Here is a 15,930-nt window from a genome sequence, read left to right as displayed (position 1 = left end):
TCCACGATCGAGCGGGCCCTCTCGAGCGTCACCACGGCCGCACCGTGGCCGAGCGGGACGCGATGATCAAGGAGCGGTCCGGTATCTGCCCGATCTGCGTCGAGCCAGGTCGCGAGCATGTGGATCACGACCGCGATACGGGTAAGGTCCGAGGCGTACTGTGCTTCAACTGCAACTCGGCACTCGGCAAGTTGAGGGATGACCCCGACGCCCTGCGGCGGGCCATCGCATATCTGGAAGGAAACGTGTGGAAGCCAATATTCGAAGCACCGGGCGTCTACCAGCTGCCTTCCTGACGCCCGGATCCTCGTCCTTCATGGATTTCCTCGGCGAGCACTCGCCCGCGCTGCTGCCGGGCAACCGCCCGTTGCCGCCGGTGCAGGGTGTCATCGAGGCGCCGCACGGCACGACGATCGTTGCCACGGCGTTCCCCGGAGGCGTGGTGCTCGCCGGCGACCGGCGGGCGACCATGGGCAATGTCATCGCGCAGCGTGATATCGAGAAGGTCTTCCCGGCCGACGAGTATTCGGCGGTCGGCATCGCGGGCACGGCGGGTCTCGCGGTGGAGATGGTCAAGCTCTTCCAGCTGGAGCTGGAGCACTTCGAGAAGGTCGAGGGTGCCCAACTCTCCCTGGAGGGCAAGGCGAATCGTCTGTCGACGATGATTCGCAGCAACCTCGGGATGGCCATGCAGGGCCTCGCCGTGGTGCCGTTGTTCGCCGGATACGACCTCGACCGCGAGAAGGGCCGGATCTTCTCGTACGACGTCACCGGCGGGCGGTCGGAGGAGCACGGTTACGCGGCGACGGGTTCCGGCTCGGTCTTCGCGCGCAGTGCGCTGAAGAAGCTCTACCGGGAGGATTTCACGGAGGATCAGGCCGCGACCGCCGTCGTCCAGGCGCTCTATGACGCGGCCGACGACGATTCGGCGACCGGCGGGCCCGATATGGGGCGGCGGATCTACCCCATCGTCACGGCGATCACCGAGGACGGCTTCAAGAGGCTCAGTGACGACGAGGTCTCCGAGATCGCCCGTGCCGTGCATGAGCGCCGCCTCGAACAGCCCGACGGCCCGCGCGCCGCGCTGCTCTGACGGGACGGATGTTCGCCATGCTCCCCCAGCTACCGAGAGAGCTTTTGACAGGAAGGGACGGATAGCCGGTGTCGACGCCGTTCTATGTCTCACCCCAGCAGGCCATGGCCGACCGCGCGGAGTACGCCCGCAAGGGCATCGCGCGCGGCCGCAGTGTCGTGGTGCTGCAGTACACCGACGGCGTGGTCTTCGTCGCCGAGAATCCCTCCCGCGCCCTGCACAAGGTCAGCGAGATCTATGACCGCATCGCCTTCGCGGCGGTCGGCAAGTACAACGAGTTCGAGAATCTGCGGATCGGCGGTGTGCGCTACGCCGATCTGCGGGGCTACACCTACGACCGGGAGGACGTGACCGCGCGGGGCCTGGCGAACGTCTACGCCCAGACGCTCGGCACGATCTTCTCCAGCGCCGCCGAGAAGCCCTACGAGGTCGAGCTGATCGTCGCCGAGGTCGGGGCGGCCCCCGAGGACGACCAGATCTACCGGCTGCCGCACGACGGCTCGATCGTCGACGAGCACGGCTCGGTGGCGGTCGGCGGCAATGCCGACCAGATCAGCAGCTATCTCGACCAGCGTCACCGTGACGGTATGACGCTGGCCGAGGCGCTCAAGCTGGCGGTGGAGTCGCTGTCGCGCGACAACAACGGCGGTGAGCGCCGGCTGACCGCCGAGCAGCTGGAGGTCGCGACGCTGGACCGTACGCGCCCGCAGCAGCGCAAGTTCAAGCGGATCCTGGGGCGGCAGCTGTCCCGGCTGCTGGACGAGAGCGGCGGGGCGGACACCGGGGACGCGGCGGCGGACGCCGATGCGGGTGACGGTGCCGGAGAGTCCGGGGCCACCGCGGAGGGAACCGGCGCCAAGGGCAAGGAGAGCAAGGGCAAGGGCAGCTCTGCGGGCGAGGACGGCTCCGAAGGGGAGCCGCTGCTCTGACGCAGCGCTGAGGGCCTGTGTGCCCCGTGCGCGCCCCGGTGGGTCACTGCCCGCCGGGGCGCTCCGCGTTTCCGGGGGCGTTCGCGGGCGGGGCGGTGGAGCCCCGGGTGACCAGTTCGACCGGCAGGGTGGGCGCCTCGGCCGGGCGGCCGTCGAGGACGCTCATCAGGGCCCGCATGCCGGCCTCGCCGAACTCCTCGGCGGGCAGTCGTACGGTCGTCAGCTCCGGTTCGACGGCGACGGCCAGGGCCAGGTCGTCGAAGCCGGTCACGGAGACGTCCTCGGGGACCCGCAGGCCCAGCCGCCGTACGGCCTTGCAGGCGCCCGCGGCGATGATGTCGTCGTCGCAGAGCAGGGCGGTGGGGCGGGGGCCGGGGGCGGTCAGGGCGGTGTGTGCGGCGTGCAGCCCGGCGTCGACGCCGAGGGCGGCCGGCTGCCGGCGCAGCCGGGCGCCGGGGGTGTTCTCCAGGGCTTCGGCGACGGCACGGGCGCGCAGATCGAAGGTCCAGGAGTCCACATCGGCCGCGAGGTGGGTGATGCGGCGGTGGCCGAGGGCCGTCAGATGGGCGGTCAACTGGCGTACGCCGTCGGCGATGTCGAGGTTGACGGTGGCGGTGGCCCGCTCGTCGTCGGGGTCGCTGTCGAGCATGACCAGGGGCAGGTCCGCGTCGCGGAGGGCGGTGAGGGCCTCGGCTGCCATGGACGAGGCGATCACGCCGTCCAGGGTGGCCGCGGCGGAGTCGAAGGGGTCGCGGGCCGGGCCGATGCCCTCGGGGGACGGGTAGAGGACCACTCCGAAGCCGTGGTCGGCGGCGATCCGGGCCGCGCCGGTGTAGACGCGGGCGAAGAATTCGGTGGTCAGGGCGGGGACGACGAGGAGCGCGGTGCGGGTGCGGCCCATCCGCAGGCTGCGGGCGGCGAGGTTGGGGCGGTAGCCCAGCTCGCGGGCGGCGGTGCGGACGGCTTCGGCCTTGGCGGGGGAGACCCGGCCGCGCCATTTGTCGCCCAGGACCAGCGAGACGGCGGCCTGGGAGACTCCGGCGGCGCGGGCCACGTCCCGGCTGGTCGTGCGGGCGGCCGGGCGCCTTCCGGGTGCGGCGGTCTCGTTGCTGGTCACCGGGCGTTTCGCTCCTCGCGTGCGGCCGTTGCGGGTGGACTGTGGGTGAGGCACATGGTACGTATAACGGCGGCAGTTATACGTAACACGTCCGGCGGGTCCGGGCGGGAAAGGGGCAGGGATGGCCGCGGGATATGCGGAGCTGCTCAGAACCCGGCACGCGGCCCGGCTCCTGACGGGGACCTTGGTCGGCAGGCTGCCGAACGCCACGGCGGCGCTGGCCGTGGTCCTCTTCGTGCGCGCCGAGGGCGGCAGCTACGCCCTGGCCGGGGCGCTCTCCGCGGTCTACGGCGTCTGCAACGCCGTCGGCCAGCCGCTGCTGGGCCGGGCGGTGGACCTCCACGGGCAGCCGCGGGTGATGCTGCCCGCCTCGGTGCTCTCCGCGCTCGGCATGGCGCTGCTCGCGGCCGTCGGTCTGCAGCCGCTGTGGCTCGCCTACGCCGCCATGGTGATCGCCGGATTTTTCACCCCGCCCCTGGAGGGCGGCCTGCGGGCGCTGTGGCCCGGCGTCCTCAAGCGTGCGGACCGGGTGCACGCCGCCTATGCGCTGGACGCGGTGGCACAGGAAGTCATGTTCGCGGTGGGACCGCTGCTGGTGACGCTGTGTGTGGCGGCCTGGTCGGAGGGGGTCGCACTGCTGGTGATCAATCTGCTCGGGGTGCTCGGGGCGCTCTCCGTGGTGGTCTCCGAGCCGTCCCGGCAGTGGCGCAGCGGGCCGCGTGAGGCGCACTGGCTGGGCGCGTTGCGCTCGGCCGGGATGCTGGTGCTGATCGGGGCGTTCTTCTTCGTGGGCCTGGCGCTGGGGTCGATCGCGGTCGCCGCGGTGGCGTACGCCGATGAGCACGGCGGGGGGATGGTCGCCAGCCTGCTGCTGTCCGCGCTGGGGGTCGGTGCGCTGATCGGCGGCCTGGGCTACGGCGCGCGCGAGTGGCCGGGGCGGCCGGAGGGGCGCCTGCGGTTGCTGATCGGGCTGCTGGCACTGGGCTATCTGCCGCTGGCGCTGGCGCCGGGGGTGGCCGGGATGACGGCGTTGACCGGTGTCGCGGGGGTGTTCCTGGCGCCGGCGCTGGCCTGTGCCTTCGTGGTGGTGGACCGTCATGCGCCGCGGGGCACGGTGACGGAGGCGTTCTCCTGGCTGGTGACGACGTTCGGTGTCGGCTCGGCGGTGGGTGCTTCCGTGGTGGGTCCGGCCGTCGAAGGCGGTGGCGCGGTGGCGGGATTCGCGGTGGCAGGCGCCGGTGGGCTCGCCGCGCTGCTCGTCCTTTTGTCGACGAAGCGATTTCTCGGGGAACCCGTACTGGGCCCGGCAGGTGCGGCCCCGGCGGAAAATGATCGAAACGGGGCCGTCGAACCCGGTTTCAGAGCAGGCCGTCAGGCGTAATGTTCAGTCATGGACCGCCGCATTTTCGGGCTGGAGAACGAGTACGGCGTCACGTGCACGTTCAGGGGACAGCGCCGACTGTCGCCTGACGAAGTGGCGCGGTACCTCTTCCGCCGTGTCGTGTCATGGGGCCGCAGCAGCAATGTCTTCCTGCGGAACGGTGCCCGCCTGTACTTGGATGTGGGTTCGCACCCGGAATACGCAACTCCCGAGTGCGACAACGTGACCGAGCTGGTCACGCACGACAAGTCCGGCGAGCGCATTCTCGAGGGCCTGCTCGTCGACGCCGAGCGCCGCCTGCATGAGGAGGGAATCGCGGGCGACGTCTATCTCTTCAAGAACAACACCGATTCGGCGGGAAACTCCTACGGGTGTCACGAGAATTATCTCGTCGCCCGTCATGGTGAGTTCTCCCGGCTCGCGGACATCCTCATTCCGTTCCTCGTCACCCGTCAGCTGCTGTGCGGCGCGGGCAAGGTGCTGCAGACTCCGCGGGGCGCCGTCTACTGCGTCAGCCAGCGTGCGGAGCACATCTGGGAGGGCGTCTCCTCGGCGACGACCCGCTCCCGGCCGATCATCAATACCCGCGACGAACCGCATGCGGACGCCGAGCGCTATCGCCGGCTGCATGTCATCGTCGGCGACTCCAACATGTCCGAGACGACCATGATGCTGAAGGTCGGGGCCACCGACCTCGTGCTGCGCATGATCGAGGCGGGCACGGTCATGCGCGATCTGACGCTGGAGAACCCGATCCGGGCCATCCGTGAGGTCAGCCATGACATCACCGGCCAGCGCAAGGTGCGGCTGGCCAGCGGGCGCGAGGCATCGGCGCTCGAGGTCCAGCAGGAGTACTACGAGAAGGCCGTGGACTTCGTCGACCGCCGCGGAATCCGTACGGGCACCGTCGAGCGGGTCCTGGAACTGTGGGGCCGTACGCTCGAGGCGATCCGGGACGAGGAGCTCGACCGCATCTCGACCGAGATCGACTGGGTGATGAAACATCAGCTCATCGAGCGGTACCGCACAAAGAACAACATCACCATGTCCCACCCCCGGGTGGCGCAGATAGACCTCGCGTACCACGACATCCACCGTCGCCGGGGGCTCTACTACCTCCTGGAGCGGAAGGGGCAAGCGGCGCGGATCTGCAACGACTTGAAGATCTTCGAGGGCAAGTCGGTCCCGCCGCAGACCACGCGCGCCAGGCTGCGCGGCGACTTCATTCGCCGTGCGCAGGAACAGCGCCGTGATTTCACCGTCGACTGGGTGCATCTCAAGCTGAACGACCAGGCGCAGCGAACGGTCCTGTGCAAGGACCCCTTCCGTTCGGTGGACGACCGGGTGGAGAAGCTGATCGCAGGTATGTGACCGGATTCGCCGCTGCCGGTATCGGGCGGATTCCCCGCGGGACGCACGGCGGGGAATCCGGGCCGGTCGAGTGACGGCGGTCGAGGCATGTGGCCCCGGTGAGGGGGCCGGTCGGATGGGACAGTGGCGGGCTCGTGTGACACGAGCCCGCCACTTTCGCTTGGCGTGGCTAGAGTGGCTCCGTCCATTCATTCTGATCGCAGCCCGTTTTGAGGGATATACGTGCGCCGACGCCGAATCGCAGCCCTGATCGCCGTGCCCCTGCTCCTCGTTTCCGCAGCGGCCTGCGGCAATGACGACTCATCCGAGGGCGGCTCAGCGCCGAAGGTGAGTGGGCAGGCGGATGCCAAGCCCACGGTCGACAAGGGGGAGGGCTCCCCGCCCAAGAAGCTTCAGGTCAAGGTCCTCAAGAAGGGCGACGGGCCGGAGGTGAAGAAGGGCGAGGCCCTCAACGCCAACTACCTCGGCCAGACCTGGGACGGCAAGGCCTTCGACAACAGCTGGGACCGCGGCGCGCCGGCCACCTTCGAGATCGGCAGCGGCAAGGTCATCAAGGGCTGGGACGAGGGCCTGGTGGGTCAGAAGCTCGGCAGCCGGGTGGAGTTGGTCATCCCGCCGGACAAGGGCTACGGGGCGCAGGCGCAGCAGAACATCCCGGCCAACTCCACGCTGGTCTTCGTCGTCGATCTCAAGAAGATCATGCCGAACAAGATCGAGGGCAAGCCGGTCGCGCAGGACAACACGGACCTCCCCAAGGTCGGCACCAACATCGACGCCAAGGCGCCGAAGATCACCCTCCCGAAGGACACGGACGCGCCGAAGGACATCGAGAGCGCGACGATCATCGAGGGCAAGGGCGCGCCGATCAGCCCGAAGAGCATCGTGCGTGCCAACTACACGGCGGTCACCTGGAAGGGTGGCAAGGTGCTCGCCGACACCTGGGCGCCGGGGCAGCCCGGGGCGCAGGACGTGCCGGTCGCTCAGCTGCCGGGCTGGAAGGAAGGCCTCAAGGGCAAGAAGGCCGGCAGCCGGGTGCTGATCGTGGTGCCGAAGAGCAAGCTGACCGCCGAGCAGCAGAAGTCCATCGGTTCTGACCTGGTGTTCTCCGTGGACGTCCTCAGCGTCAGCTGACACGGATCTGCGAGACTGGGCGCCGTAATCGTAAAGATTCGTAAGTAGGAGCACATTCGTGAGCATCGACAAGCCCGAGATCGACTTTCCTGAGGGCCCGGCTCCCACCGAGCTCGAGATCGTGGACCTGACGGAGGGCGACGGGCCGGTCGCCAAGGCCGGGGACACCGTCTCCGTCCACTACGTCGGCGTGTCGTTCAGCACCGGCGAGGAGTTCGACGCGAGCTGGAACCGCGGCAAGCCGCTGCAGTTCCAGCTGGGCGCCGGCCAGGTCATCGCCGGCTGGGACCAGGGCGTGCAGGGCATGAAGGTCGGCGGCCGCCGCCGGCTGACCATCCCCGCGCACCTCGCGTACGGCGACCGCGGCGCCGGTGGCGGCCGGATCGCCCCGGGCGAGACGCTGATCTTCGTCTGCGACCTGGTCTCCGTCTGAGACCCCTGCCGGTCGCCGTGCGCGACCGTCGCTGACGTATCCGAGGGCCCGTGCCGCGATGGCACGGGCCCTCGGTCGTGGTGCCCTCGGCTTTTGCCCTGACCTCCCCGAGCGGTACGGTCAACGATCGGGAGTTCAACGAGAAAGGGCGTCGATGGCCATTGCCAAGGCCGAGCGGCTGATGAATCTGGCGCTGTGCCTGTTGGGGACGCGACGCCCGCTGACCAAGCGTGAGCTGAGGTCGTCCATCGAGGCCTATATCGAGGCCAACAGCGACGACTCGTTCAACCGCATGTTCGAGCGCGACAAGGACGATCTGCGCGAGCTCGGCCTGGTCATCGAGACCGTCGAAGGCATCGAGGGCGACATCGGCTACCTCGCCCGCCGCGACAGCAACCGCCTGCCCCCGATCACGCTGGACGCCGAGGAGGCCGCCGCCCTGGGGCTCGCCGCGAAGATCTGGCAGCAGGCCCGGCTGGCCGGTGCCGCCAGCGGTGCGCTGCAGAAGCTGCGCGCGGCCGGTATGCCGGACGGTACGGACTACGACGCCGGGCAGCCGCACAGCGCCCTGGAGCCCCGTATCCCCGCCCATGAGGCCGCCTTCGAGCCGTTGATGCTGGCCTGCCGCGACCGCCGCCCGGTCGTCTTCGACTACCGCAAGTCGAACGCCGCCCGGCCCGAGCAGCGGCAGGTCGAACCGTGGATCCTCGAATGCTGGCGGGGCCATTGGTACGTCGCCGGATGGGACCGCGAGCGCAAGGCGGAGCGGGTCTTCCGGCTCTCCCGGATCACCGGCAAGGTCCGTTCCCGGCAAGGGGCGTTCACCGCGCCGGTGCCCGACCACGTCACCGTCCGCGAGACCGTCGAGAGCTGGGCCGGCGAGACCGCGACCGGCACCGCAAGGATCAGGCTCCGCGCCGAGCACGGCTATCCGCTGCGCGCCCGTGCGCTCACCGTCCGCGAGCTGGGCGACGGCTGGGACGAGCTGGAGATCCCCAACGGACATGGCCTTGACGCCTGGCTGGTGGAGTTCGGGCCCGACGTGGTCGTACTGGAACCCGCGGAACTGCGCGCCGAGGTCATCGACCGGCTGCGTGCCGTGGCCAAGGGCTGAGAGGGATACGAGACCCATGGCGACGAACGCGATCGACCAGACCCGCCGGATGCTGTCCCTGGTGACCTATCTGCGCGAGCGCCCCGGCGCCCGCGTCGGGGACGTCGCCCGCGCCTTCGGCATCACCGAGGACGAGCTGATCGCCGACCTCGACGTCCTGCCGATGTGCGGGACGAGCTTCCGCGGCGGCGACCTCCTGGACATCGACACCGACGGCGACCGCATCTGGTGGCACAACCCCGACGACGTCGCCGAGCCGCTGCGGCTGGCCGCCGACGAGGCGACCGCCCTGCTGGTCGCGGCCCGCGCGGTGGCGACCCTCCCCGGGCTGCGCGAGGGCGACCGGCAGGCGCTGCTGCGGGCCACCGCGAAGCTGGAGGCGGCGGCCGGCGAGGCGGCCGGCGCCAGTGCCCGGCTGTCGGTGACCTTCGAGTCCGAGGGCGGGGTCTTCGCCGACGTGGACCGCGCCATCGCCGAGCGGCGGCGGCTGTGGCTGCGCTACTACTCCCCGGCCCGCGACGAGCTGACCGAGCGCGAGGTCGACCCGATCCGGCTGTTCGCCGTCGGCCACACCTATATGGAGGCGTGGTGCCGGCTCTCCGAGGCCCGGCGCACCTTCCGGCTCGACCGGGTCGCCGAGATCAGGCTGCTGGACGCCCCCGCCGACCCGCCGCCGGTCGAGCTGCGCGATCTGTCGGAGGGGCTGGTGCAGCCCGCGGCCGAGGACCCCGAGGTGTCCATCGAGGTCGGGCCCGGTGGCCGCTGGGTCGCCGAGTACTACCCGCACGACAGTGCCGAGGAGCTCCCCGACGGCGGACTGCGCATCACCCTGCGCACCCCGGACCCGGCGTCGCTGCGGCGGCTGGCGCTGCGCCTCGGCCGGGACGGCCGGATCGTGGCGCCGCAGGAGCTCGCCGACAGCGCGCGGCAGGCCGCCGAGCGGGCGCTCGCGGCGTACGGCGAGTGAACGCGGCGTGCCGGGCGGCGCGCCGTCCGGCACCGGGAGAAGGAGGAGGCAGCGAAGGATGACGACCACGATGGCGACCACCACCCTGGCGGGCATGACCGCCCCGGTGGTCTTCAAAGCGGCCTGCCCGGACTGCCGGGGCCGCTTCGAGCTGGCCTCGGACGCCTTCCGGCTGGCGATCGGCGCCAGCAGCCGCACCACCTTCTACTCCTTCACCTGCCCGGACTGCCGCCGTGCGGTGCGCAAACCGGCCGGCGAGCGGATCATCGAGCTCCTCACCGGCGGCGGGGTCCGCACGCTGCGGCTGCACATGGGCTGACCGATAGGCTCGTCCCATGCTCTGGTCCATGATCGCCATCGCCCTCGGCTTCGCCGGGATCGCCGTGCTCGGTGTCCTCGCCGTCCGCGTCTTCGTCGAGGTGCGACGGCTGGCCCGCCAGGTCGGAGCGACGTCGGAGCGGATCCAGCGGGCCGCCGAGGATCTGGAGCGGGCGGCCGTTCCGCTCGCGTCCCGGATGCACGAGACCGGCAGGGACTGAAGTCGTAGCCAGGGGCTCCGGCGCTCTGCTGCTGGGCCGGGCGGAGAGGTACGCTGCTTGCGCGGTTCAGACAGTGCGGCGGTCGAGGCAATCGCGAGTACGTGAGGGGATTGCCCGGCGTTCACCACCGAACGTTACGATCGTGCCAGCACCAGGACGCCAGTCCGACCCTATCGGCAGGCACCACAGCAGACGCCGCCCCGGCGAGAAGGTAGTCGCAGATGCTCAGCAACCTGAGGGCCCCCGAGATCATTCTGATCCTCGTCGTGATTGTGCTGCTCTTCGGCGCGAAGAAACTTCCTGACATGGCGCGGTCCCTCGGCAAGTCGGCTCGCATCCTGAAGAGCGAGGCCAAGGCGATGAAGAAGGAGGGCGATGCGGACGGCGGGGCCACGACCGGTACCACCTCCGAGACGCCCGCCGATGCCGCGCAGCAGGCTCCTCGTACGATTCAGGCAGCGCCCGGTGATGTGAACAGCTCGCGCCCGGTGGCCGAGCCGCACCGCACCAACCAGAGCTGAGCCGAACCGATCCAGCCGCACCGATCCGTTTCGGGAAAAGGCTGACGCACGAGACGAGGACGTGGGTTGCCCAAGTCTGCCCGCAAGCAGGAGAAGGACCCCGAGGGGCGGATGCCGCTCGCGGCGCATCTGCGTGAGCTGCGCAACCGGCTGCTGAAGTCGGTGCTGGCGATGTGTGTGATCACCGCCATCGCGATGTGGCAGTACGACGCCATCGCCCACTTCATCACGGGCCCGGTCATCGACTCGGTCGGCTGCGCCAAGGGCAGCACGACCGGCCCGCGCGACCATCCCTGTGCCCAGGTCGTCGCGAACGGTCTGCTCGCACCGTTCACGATCATGCTCAAGCTCTCCCTCACGGCAGGCGTCGTCGGCGCCAGCCCGATCTGGCTCTACCAGCTCTGGGCCTTCCTCGCGCCGGGTCTGCACCGGAGCGAGAAAAAGTACGCGCTGAGCTTCGTCGGGGCCGGAGTGCCGCTCTTCCTCGCCGGCGCCTACCTGGCCTACGCGGTGCTGCCCACCACGGCCGGTGCCCTGGTCGGCCTGACCCCGGACGACTGGGCCAACTTCTTCCCGGCCGACGACTTCTTCGACATCGTCACGCGCATGATCGTGGTCTTCGGTCTCGCCTTCGAGCTGCCGCTGCTCCTGGTGCTGCTCAACTTCGGCGGGGTGCTGACCGGCCGCCGGATCCTGAGCTGGTGGCGGTTCATGGTGCTGGGCATCACGATCTTCGCGGCCATCGCCACCCCGACCGGCGACCCGCTGACCATGGGTCTGCTGGCCGCTCCGATCGTGGTGCTGTACTTCGGCGCCGCCGGCATCTGCCTCCTCAACGACCGCCGTCGCAAGCTCGGCAACCCGGACGCGGGGCTGAGCGACGACGAGGCCTCGGAGCTCGATCTGACGCCTTCGGAGGTCGGTGAGATCGAGTCGGTCCCCTCCGGCCGGATGCTCCCGGAGCAGGCGAGCGGTGACGCGGCCGAGGGCGATGCGCGGCGCCGTGGCGGGTACGACGACGTGACGTGACGGCTGCTTACCTGACGTGATGCAAGCACCCTGGTGGGTGGGTGACGGTCCCCGTGCTCGATGAGCCGGGGGCCGTTCGCCGTGTGCGGGCGGGGCCTGCGCGGGTGTTGGTTCCCGCGGGGCGGGCAGGAGGCAGCGGGGCCCGCCCCGGTGCCGGCCGGCGGGGCGGCGTACGGCACCGCCTCGTGCCCGTTCGGTAAAGGGCCGCCATAAAGATCGGGTCGTTGTCAGAGGTGGCCGGTAGGCTCGTAAGCACGATGACCGAGGACATGTCCCCTGCTGAGCGCTATGCCGCCGCCAAGCTCCGGGCGGCCGAGCAGGCCACCGCACTCGCCCCTTTCCGAGAGATGTACGACTTCGGTCTGGATCCGTTCCAGGTCGAGGCGTGCCAGGCCCTGGAGGCCGGCAAGGGCGTGCTGGTCGCGGCCCCTACCGGATCCGGAAAGACGATCGTCGGCGAATTCGCCGTCCACCTGGCCCTGGAGCAGGGCCGAAAATGCTTCTACACCACGCCCATCAAGGCGCTGTCCAACCAGAAGTACCAGGATCTGGTCAAGCGTTACGGCGCCGAGAAGGTCGGTCTGCTGACCGGCGACAACAGCGTCAACTCCGAGGCTCCGGTGGTCGTGATGACCACCGAAGTGCTGCGGAACATGCTCTATGCGGGCTCCCGGTCGCTGGTCGGCCTCGGCTATGTGGTCATGGACGAGGTGCACTACCTCTCCGACCGCTTCCGCGGCGCCGTCTGGGAAGAGGTGATCATCCATCTCCCCGAGTCGGTGACCCTGGTGTCGCTGTCGGCGACGGTCTCCAACGCCGAGGAGTTCGGTGACTGGCTGGACACGGTCCGTGGCGACACGGCCGTGATCGTCTCCGAGCACCGCCCGGTGCCGCTGTGGCAGCACGTCCTCGCGGGCCGCCGGATATACGACCTGTTCGAGGAGCGGGACGGGCAGAGCGGCGGCCGCCGCGAGGTCAATCCCGATCTGGAGCGGCTGGCGCGGATGGAGAACAGCCGGCCGACGTTCGGCCGGGACAAGCGCCGCGGCCGCAATATGCGCGAGGCGGACCGCGAGCGGGAGCGCCGTCAGCGTGCCCGGATCTGGACGCCGAGCCGTCCCGAGGTCATCGATCGCCTCGACAACGAGGGCCTGCTGCCCGCGATCACCTTCATCTTCAGCCGCGCCGGCTGCGAGGCCGCCGTCCAGCAGTGCCTGTACTCCGGCCTGCGGCTCAACGACCAGGAGGGCCGCGAGGAGGTCCGCCGCATAGTGGAGGCGCGGACGGCCGGCATCCCGGACGACGACCTCCATGTGCTGGGCTACTTCGAGTGGTTGGAGGGCCTGGAGCGGGGCATCGCGGCGCACCACGCCGGCATGCTGCCGACGTTCAAGGAGGTCGTCGAGGAGCTGTTCGTCAAGGGCCTGGTCAAGGCCGTCTTCGCCACCGAAACGCTGGCGCTGGGCATCAACATGCCCGCGCGGTCCGTGGTGTTGGAAAAGCTCGTGAAGTGGAACGGCGAGCAGCACGCCGACATCACCCCCGGCGAGTACACCCAGCTGACCGGCCGGGCCGGGCGCCGCGGGATCGACATCGAGGGCCATGCGGTGGTCCTGTGGCAGCGGGGGATGAACCCGGGCGCGCTGGCCGGGCTCGCCGGGACCCGTACGTATCCGCTGCGGTCCTCCTTCAAGCCGTCGTACAACATGGCGGTCAACCTCGTCTCCCAGTTCGGCAGGCACCGTTCGCGGGAGCTGCTGGAGATGTCCTTCGCGCAGTTCCAGGCCGACAAGTCGGTGGTCGGGATCACGCGGCAGGTGCAGAAGAACGAGGAGGGGCTGGAGGGCTACCGCGGCTCGATGACCTGTCACCTCGGCGACTTCGAGGAGTACTCCCGGCTGCGGCGGGAGCTGAAGGAGCGGGAGACGGAGCTGGCCCGGCAGGGCGCGGCACAGCGGCGGGTGGCGGCAGCGGCGGCGCTGGAGAAGCTGAAGCCCGGCGACGTCATCCATGTGCCGACCGGCAAGTACGCCGGTCTCGCGCTGGTCCTCGACCCCGGCATGCCCTCGGGGCGGACCAACGGCCATCGCGGCTTCGATGCGCAGGACGGCCCGCGGCCGCTGGTGCTGACCGCCGAGCGGCAGGTCAAGCGGCTGGCGTCGATGGACTTCCCGGTGCCGGTCGAGGCGCTGGACCGGATGCGGATCCCCAAGTCCTTCAACGCCCGCAGCCCGCAGTCGCGCCGTGATCTGGCGTCCGCGCTGCGGACGAAGGCCGGCCATGTCGTGCCCTCGCGGCACCGCAAGCCCCGCTCGGTGGCGGCCGACGACCGCGAGATCGCCCGGCTGCGCACGGAGATCCGGGCGCACCCCTGCCATGGCTGCGCCGAGCGCGAGGACCATGCCCGCTGGGCGGAGCGCTACCACCGGCTGCAGCGGGACACCCGCCAGCTGGAGCGCCGGATCGAGGGGCGGACGAACACCATCGCCCGCACCTTCGACCGGATCTGTGCCCTGCTGACGGAGCTGGACTACCTCGAGGGCGACACCGTCACCGACGAGGGCCGCCGGCTGGCCCGGCTCTACGGCGAGCTGGATCTGCTGGCGAGCGAATGTCTGCGCGAGGGCGTCTGGGAGGGCCTCGGCCCGGCGGAGCTGGCGGCCTGCGCCTCGGCGCTGGTGTACGAGGCGCGGCAGGCGGACGATGCGGTGGCGCCCAAACTGCCGGCCGGCAAGGCCCGGGACGCGCTGGGCGAGATGGTCCGCATCTGGGGCCGGCTGGACGCCCTGGAGGAGGACCACAAGATCAACCAGGCGGAGGGCGTCGGCCAGCGCGAGCCGGACCTCGGCTTCGCCTGGGCCGCCTACCGCTGGGCCTCCGGCTTCGGCCTCGACGAGGTGCTCCGGGAGGCGGAGATGCCCGCCGGTGACTTCGTCCGCTGGTGCAAGCAGCTGATCGATGTCCTCGGCCAGATCGCGGCCGCGGCCCCGCCCGGCGGCACGGTCGCCCGTACGGCCCGCAAGGCCGTGGACGGTGTGCTGCGAGGCGTGGTGGCGTACTCGTCGGTGGGCTGAGCGGCCGCGCCCGGCCCGGCAGTGCGACGGCGCCGCACCCCCGTTCCGCGGGGTGCGGCGCCGGCTGCTGTCGGCGGGAAGGGCGGACGACCGTTACGACGCCTGCCGGCCGTCGGTGGCCGCCCGCTCCGCATCGCCTTCGGCGACCTCCTCGCGCACGATCGGGATGACGTACCGGCCGAAGTCGATGTGGTCACGGGTGACCAGCCGCTGCTGAGGACGCATGGCCTCAGTGGAACGGTCAGATGTACGCGCCGTCAACCAATTCCTGTCGTGGCACGAGGAGTTCATGGTGGTTCGGGCCAGCGGGTGCGGCCGGCGGGGCGGCGGGGAAGGATGCCGCCATGTGTGCGACGAGGGACGAGGGCGCCGCTCCGATGCGGCGCCTCGGGAAGCTGATCCGGCTGCGTCCGGAACACCGTGAGGAGTACCTGCGGCTGCATGCGGAGGTCTGGCCGGAGGTGCTGGCGATGATCTCCGCCTGCCATCTCCGCAATTACTCGGTCTTCCTCGAGGGCGAGCTGCTGTTCTCGTACGCCGAGTACGTCGGCGAGGACTACGCCGCCGATATGGCCAGGATGGCCGCCGACCCCGTGACCCGGCGGTGGTGGCAGCTCACCGACCCCTGCCAGGAGCAGACCGGGGGCGCCGTACCGGGGGAGTGGTGGACGCCGATGCGGGAGGTCTTCCACCACGACTGAGACCGCCGGGGGCTTTGGCCGGCGCGTGCGGCGGTAATCGCCGCGACAGGCTTCCTGCCCGGTGGGACGCTGACGGCATGATTGATCACATCGCGATCCAGGTCGCCAGTGTCGCCGCCAGCGCGGACTTCTACGACCGTGTGCTCGCCCCGCTCGGGGGCGAACGGACCAAGGAGTTCGGCGAGTTCATCAGCTTCGGGACCACCGGACACACCCTCTGGCTCGTTCCCGCCACCGAGGAGGGCCCTGCCCGCGAGGTGCATCTCGCCTTCGCCGCGGACGGCCGTGCGGCCGTCGACGCCTTCCATGCCGCCGCTGTGGCGGCCGGTGCCGAGTCCCTGCACGCGCCGCGGTTGTGGCCGGAGTACCACGCGTCGTACTACGGGGCCTTCGTCCGTGACCCCGACGGCAACAACATCGAAGCGGTCTGCCATACGCCGTGACCCGGCGGCGCCTCCGGGCGGTGTGGCCGGCGCCCCGGTTCGGGAGGGCCGGCCACACCGGACGCCGTGCTCGCGGCGGAGCAAAGC

Annotated in this window: 18 protein-coding genes; 16 read left to right on the top strand and 2 right to left on the bottom strand. The window is 70.5% G+C overall.

All coding sequences use genetic code 11. The features are described from left to right. Positions 1-44: 44 nt before the first annotated feature. From Scani_RS41205 to prcA, 3 genes are all read left to right on the top strand, one after another. The gene (locus Scani_RS41205) at positions 45-296 is read left to right on the top strand and encodes an endonuclease VII domain-containing protein (RefSeq protein WP_246296144.1); all 252 of its coding nucleotides are present in this window, start codon (positions 45-47) and stop codon (positions 294-296) included. Then, the gene (gene prcB, locus Scani_RS24710; protein WP_159479977.1) at positions 248-1,093 is read left to right on the top strand and encodes a proteasome subunit beta; all 846 of its coding nucleotides are present in this window, start codon (positions 248-250) and stop codon (positions 1,091-1,093) included. Before Scani_RS41205 ends, prcB begins: the two co-directional genes overlap by 49 nt. A gap of 68 nt (positions 1,094-1,161) precedes the next feature. After that, positions 1,162-2,022 carry a proteasome subunit alpha gene (gene prcA, locus Scani_RS24705; RefSeq protein WP_159479975.1) on the top strand — a complete coding sequence of 287 codons (861 nt, stop codon included), beginning with the start codon at positions 1,162-1,164 and terminating at the stop codon, positions 2,020-2,022. 43 nt (positions 2,023-2,065) lie between these two features. Here prcA and Scani_RS24700 read toward each other — a convergent pair whose 3' ends face one another. Further along, complete coding sequence (locus Scani_RS24700; RefSeq protein ID WP_159479973.1) at positions 2,066-3,139, bottom strand: LacI family DNA-binding transcriptional regulator; 1,074 nt, start codon at positions 3,137-3,139, stop codon at positions 2,066-2,068. A 121-nt stretch (positions 3,140-3,260) separates the two neighbouring features. Between Scani_RS24700 and Scani_RS24695 the strand changes: the two genes are divergently transcribed. The 11 genes from Scani_RS24695 (at position 3,261) to Scani_RS24645 (ending at position 14,699) form a co-directional block, all read left to right on the top strand. Continuing rightward, positions 3,261-4,520 carry an MFS transporter gene (locus Scani_RS24695; RefSeq protein ID WP_159479971.1) on the top strand — a complete coding sequence of 420 codons (1,260 nt, stop codon included), beginning with the start codon at positions 3,261-3,263 and terminating at the stop codon, positions 4,518-4,520. 9 nt (positions 4,521-4,529) lie between these two features. Further along, positions 4,530-5,891: a Pup--protein ligase gene (pafA, locus tag Scani_RS24690; RefSeq protein ID WP_159479969.1), complete on the top strand. Its 1,362-nt coding sequence runs from the start codon at positions 4,530-4,532 to the stop codon at positions 5,889-5,891. Positions 5,892-6,113: 222 nt separating this feature from the next. Next, positions 6,114-7,022: an FKBP-type peptidyl-prolyl cis-trans isomerase gene (locus Scani_RS24685; protein ID WP_246296141.1), complete on the top strand. Its 909-nt coding sequence runs from the start codon at positions 6,114-6,116 to the stop codon at positions 7,020-7,022. A gap of 58 nt (positions 7,023-7,080) precedes the next feature. Continuing rightward, entirely contained in the window at positions 7,081-7,455 is a 375-nt protein-coding gene (locus Scani_RS24680) for an FKBP-type peptidyl-prolyl cis-trans isomerase (protein ID WP_018087767.1), read from the top strand. A 154-nt stretch (positions 7,456-7,609) separates the two neighbouring features. Further along, positions 7,610-8,569 carry a helix-turn-helix transcriptional regulator gene (locus tag Scani_RS24675; RefSeq protein ID WP_159479967.1) on the top strand — a complete coding sequence of 320 codons (960 nt, stop codon included), beginning with the start codon at positions 7,610-7,612 and terminating at the stop codon, positions 8,567-8,569. A 16-nt stretch (positions 8,570-8,585) separates the two neighbouring features. Next, a complete protein-coding gene (locus tag Scani_RS24670) occupies positions 8,586-9,536 on the top strand; it encodes a helix-turn-helix transcriptional regulator (RefSeq protein ID WP_159479966.1) in 951 nt (316 codons plus the stop codon). A 58-nt stretch (positions 9,537-9,594) separates the two neighbouring features. Further along, the gene (locus tag Scani_RS24665) at positions 9,595-9,855 is read left to right on the top strand and encodes a hypothetical protein (protein WP_159479964.1); all 261 of its coding nucleotides are present in this window, start codon (positions 9,595-9,597) and stop codon (positions 9,853-9,855) included. Between the two features lie 16 nt (positions 9,856-9,871). Continuing rightward, the gene (locus Scani_RS24660; protein ID WP_159479962.1) at positions 9,872-10,075 is read left to right on the top strand and encodes a hypothetical protein; all 204 of its coding nucleotides are present in this window, start codon (positions 9,872-9,874) and stop codon (positions 10,073-10,075) included. A gap of 221 nt (positions 10,076-10,296) precedes the next feature. Then, a complete protein-coding gene (gene tatA / locus Scani_RS24655) occupies positions 10,297-10,596 on the top strand; it encodes a Sec-independent protein translocase subunit TatA (RefSeq protein ID WP_159479959.1) in 300 nt (99 codons plus the stop codon). A gap of 66 nt (positions 10,597-10,662) precedes the next feature. Continuing rightward, positions 10,663-11,625, top strand: coding sequence for a twin-arginine translocase subunit TatC (tatC, locus tag Scani_RS24650; RefSeq protein ID WP_246296139.1), 963 nt, complete (start codon positions 10,663-10,665; stop codon positions 11,623-11,625). Between the two features lie 257 nt (positions 11,626-11,882). Next, entirely contained in the window at positions 11,883-14,699 is a 2,817-nt protein-coding gene (locus Scani_RS24645) for a DEAD/DEAH box helicase (protein ID WP_159479957.1), read from the top strand. Positions 14,700-14,792: 93 nt separating this feature from the next. On the opposite strand, the gene Scani_RS41815 is transcribed toward Scani_RS24645, so the two are convergent. Beyond that, positions 14,793-14,924: a hypothetical protein gene (locus Scani_RS41815; RefSeq protein WP_281392318.1), complete on the bottom strand. Its 132-nt coding sequence runs from the start codon at positions 14,922-14,924 to the stop codon at positions 14,793-14,795. Between the two features lie 119 nt (positions 14,925-15,043). Here Scani_RS41815 and Scani_RS24640 point away from each other — a divergent pair, with 119 nt between their 5' ends. Both Scani_RS24640 and Scani_RS24635 read left to right on the top strand, forming a co-directional pair. Further along, on the top strand, positions 15,044-15,400 hold the full coding sequence (locus Scani_RS24640) for an L-rhamnose mutarotase (RefSeq protein WP_159479955.1): 357 nt from the start codon (positions 15,044-15,046) through the stop codon (positions 15,398-15,400). Positions 15,401-15,477: 77 nt separating this feature from the next. Beyond that, entirely contained in the window at positions 15,478-15,843 is a 366-nt protein-coding gene (locus tag Scani_RS24635) for a VOC family protein (protein ID WP_159479953.1), read from the top strand. Positions 15,844-15,930 lie beyond the last annotated feature (87 nt).

The sequence above is a fragment of the Streptomyces caniferus genome (assembly GCF_009811555.1).
Taxonomy (GTDB): domain Bacteria; phylum Actinomycetota; class Actinomycetes; order Streptomycetales; family Streptomycetaceae; genus Streptomyces; species Streptomyces caniferus.
Note: the sequence above shows the minus strand (reverse complement) of the source record. Positions and strands in the feature narration are given on the sequence as shown.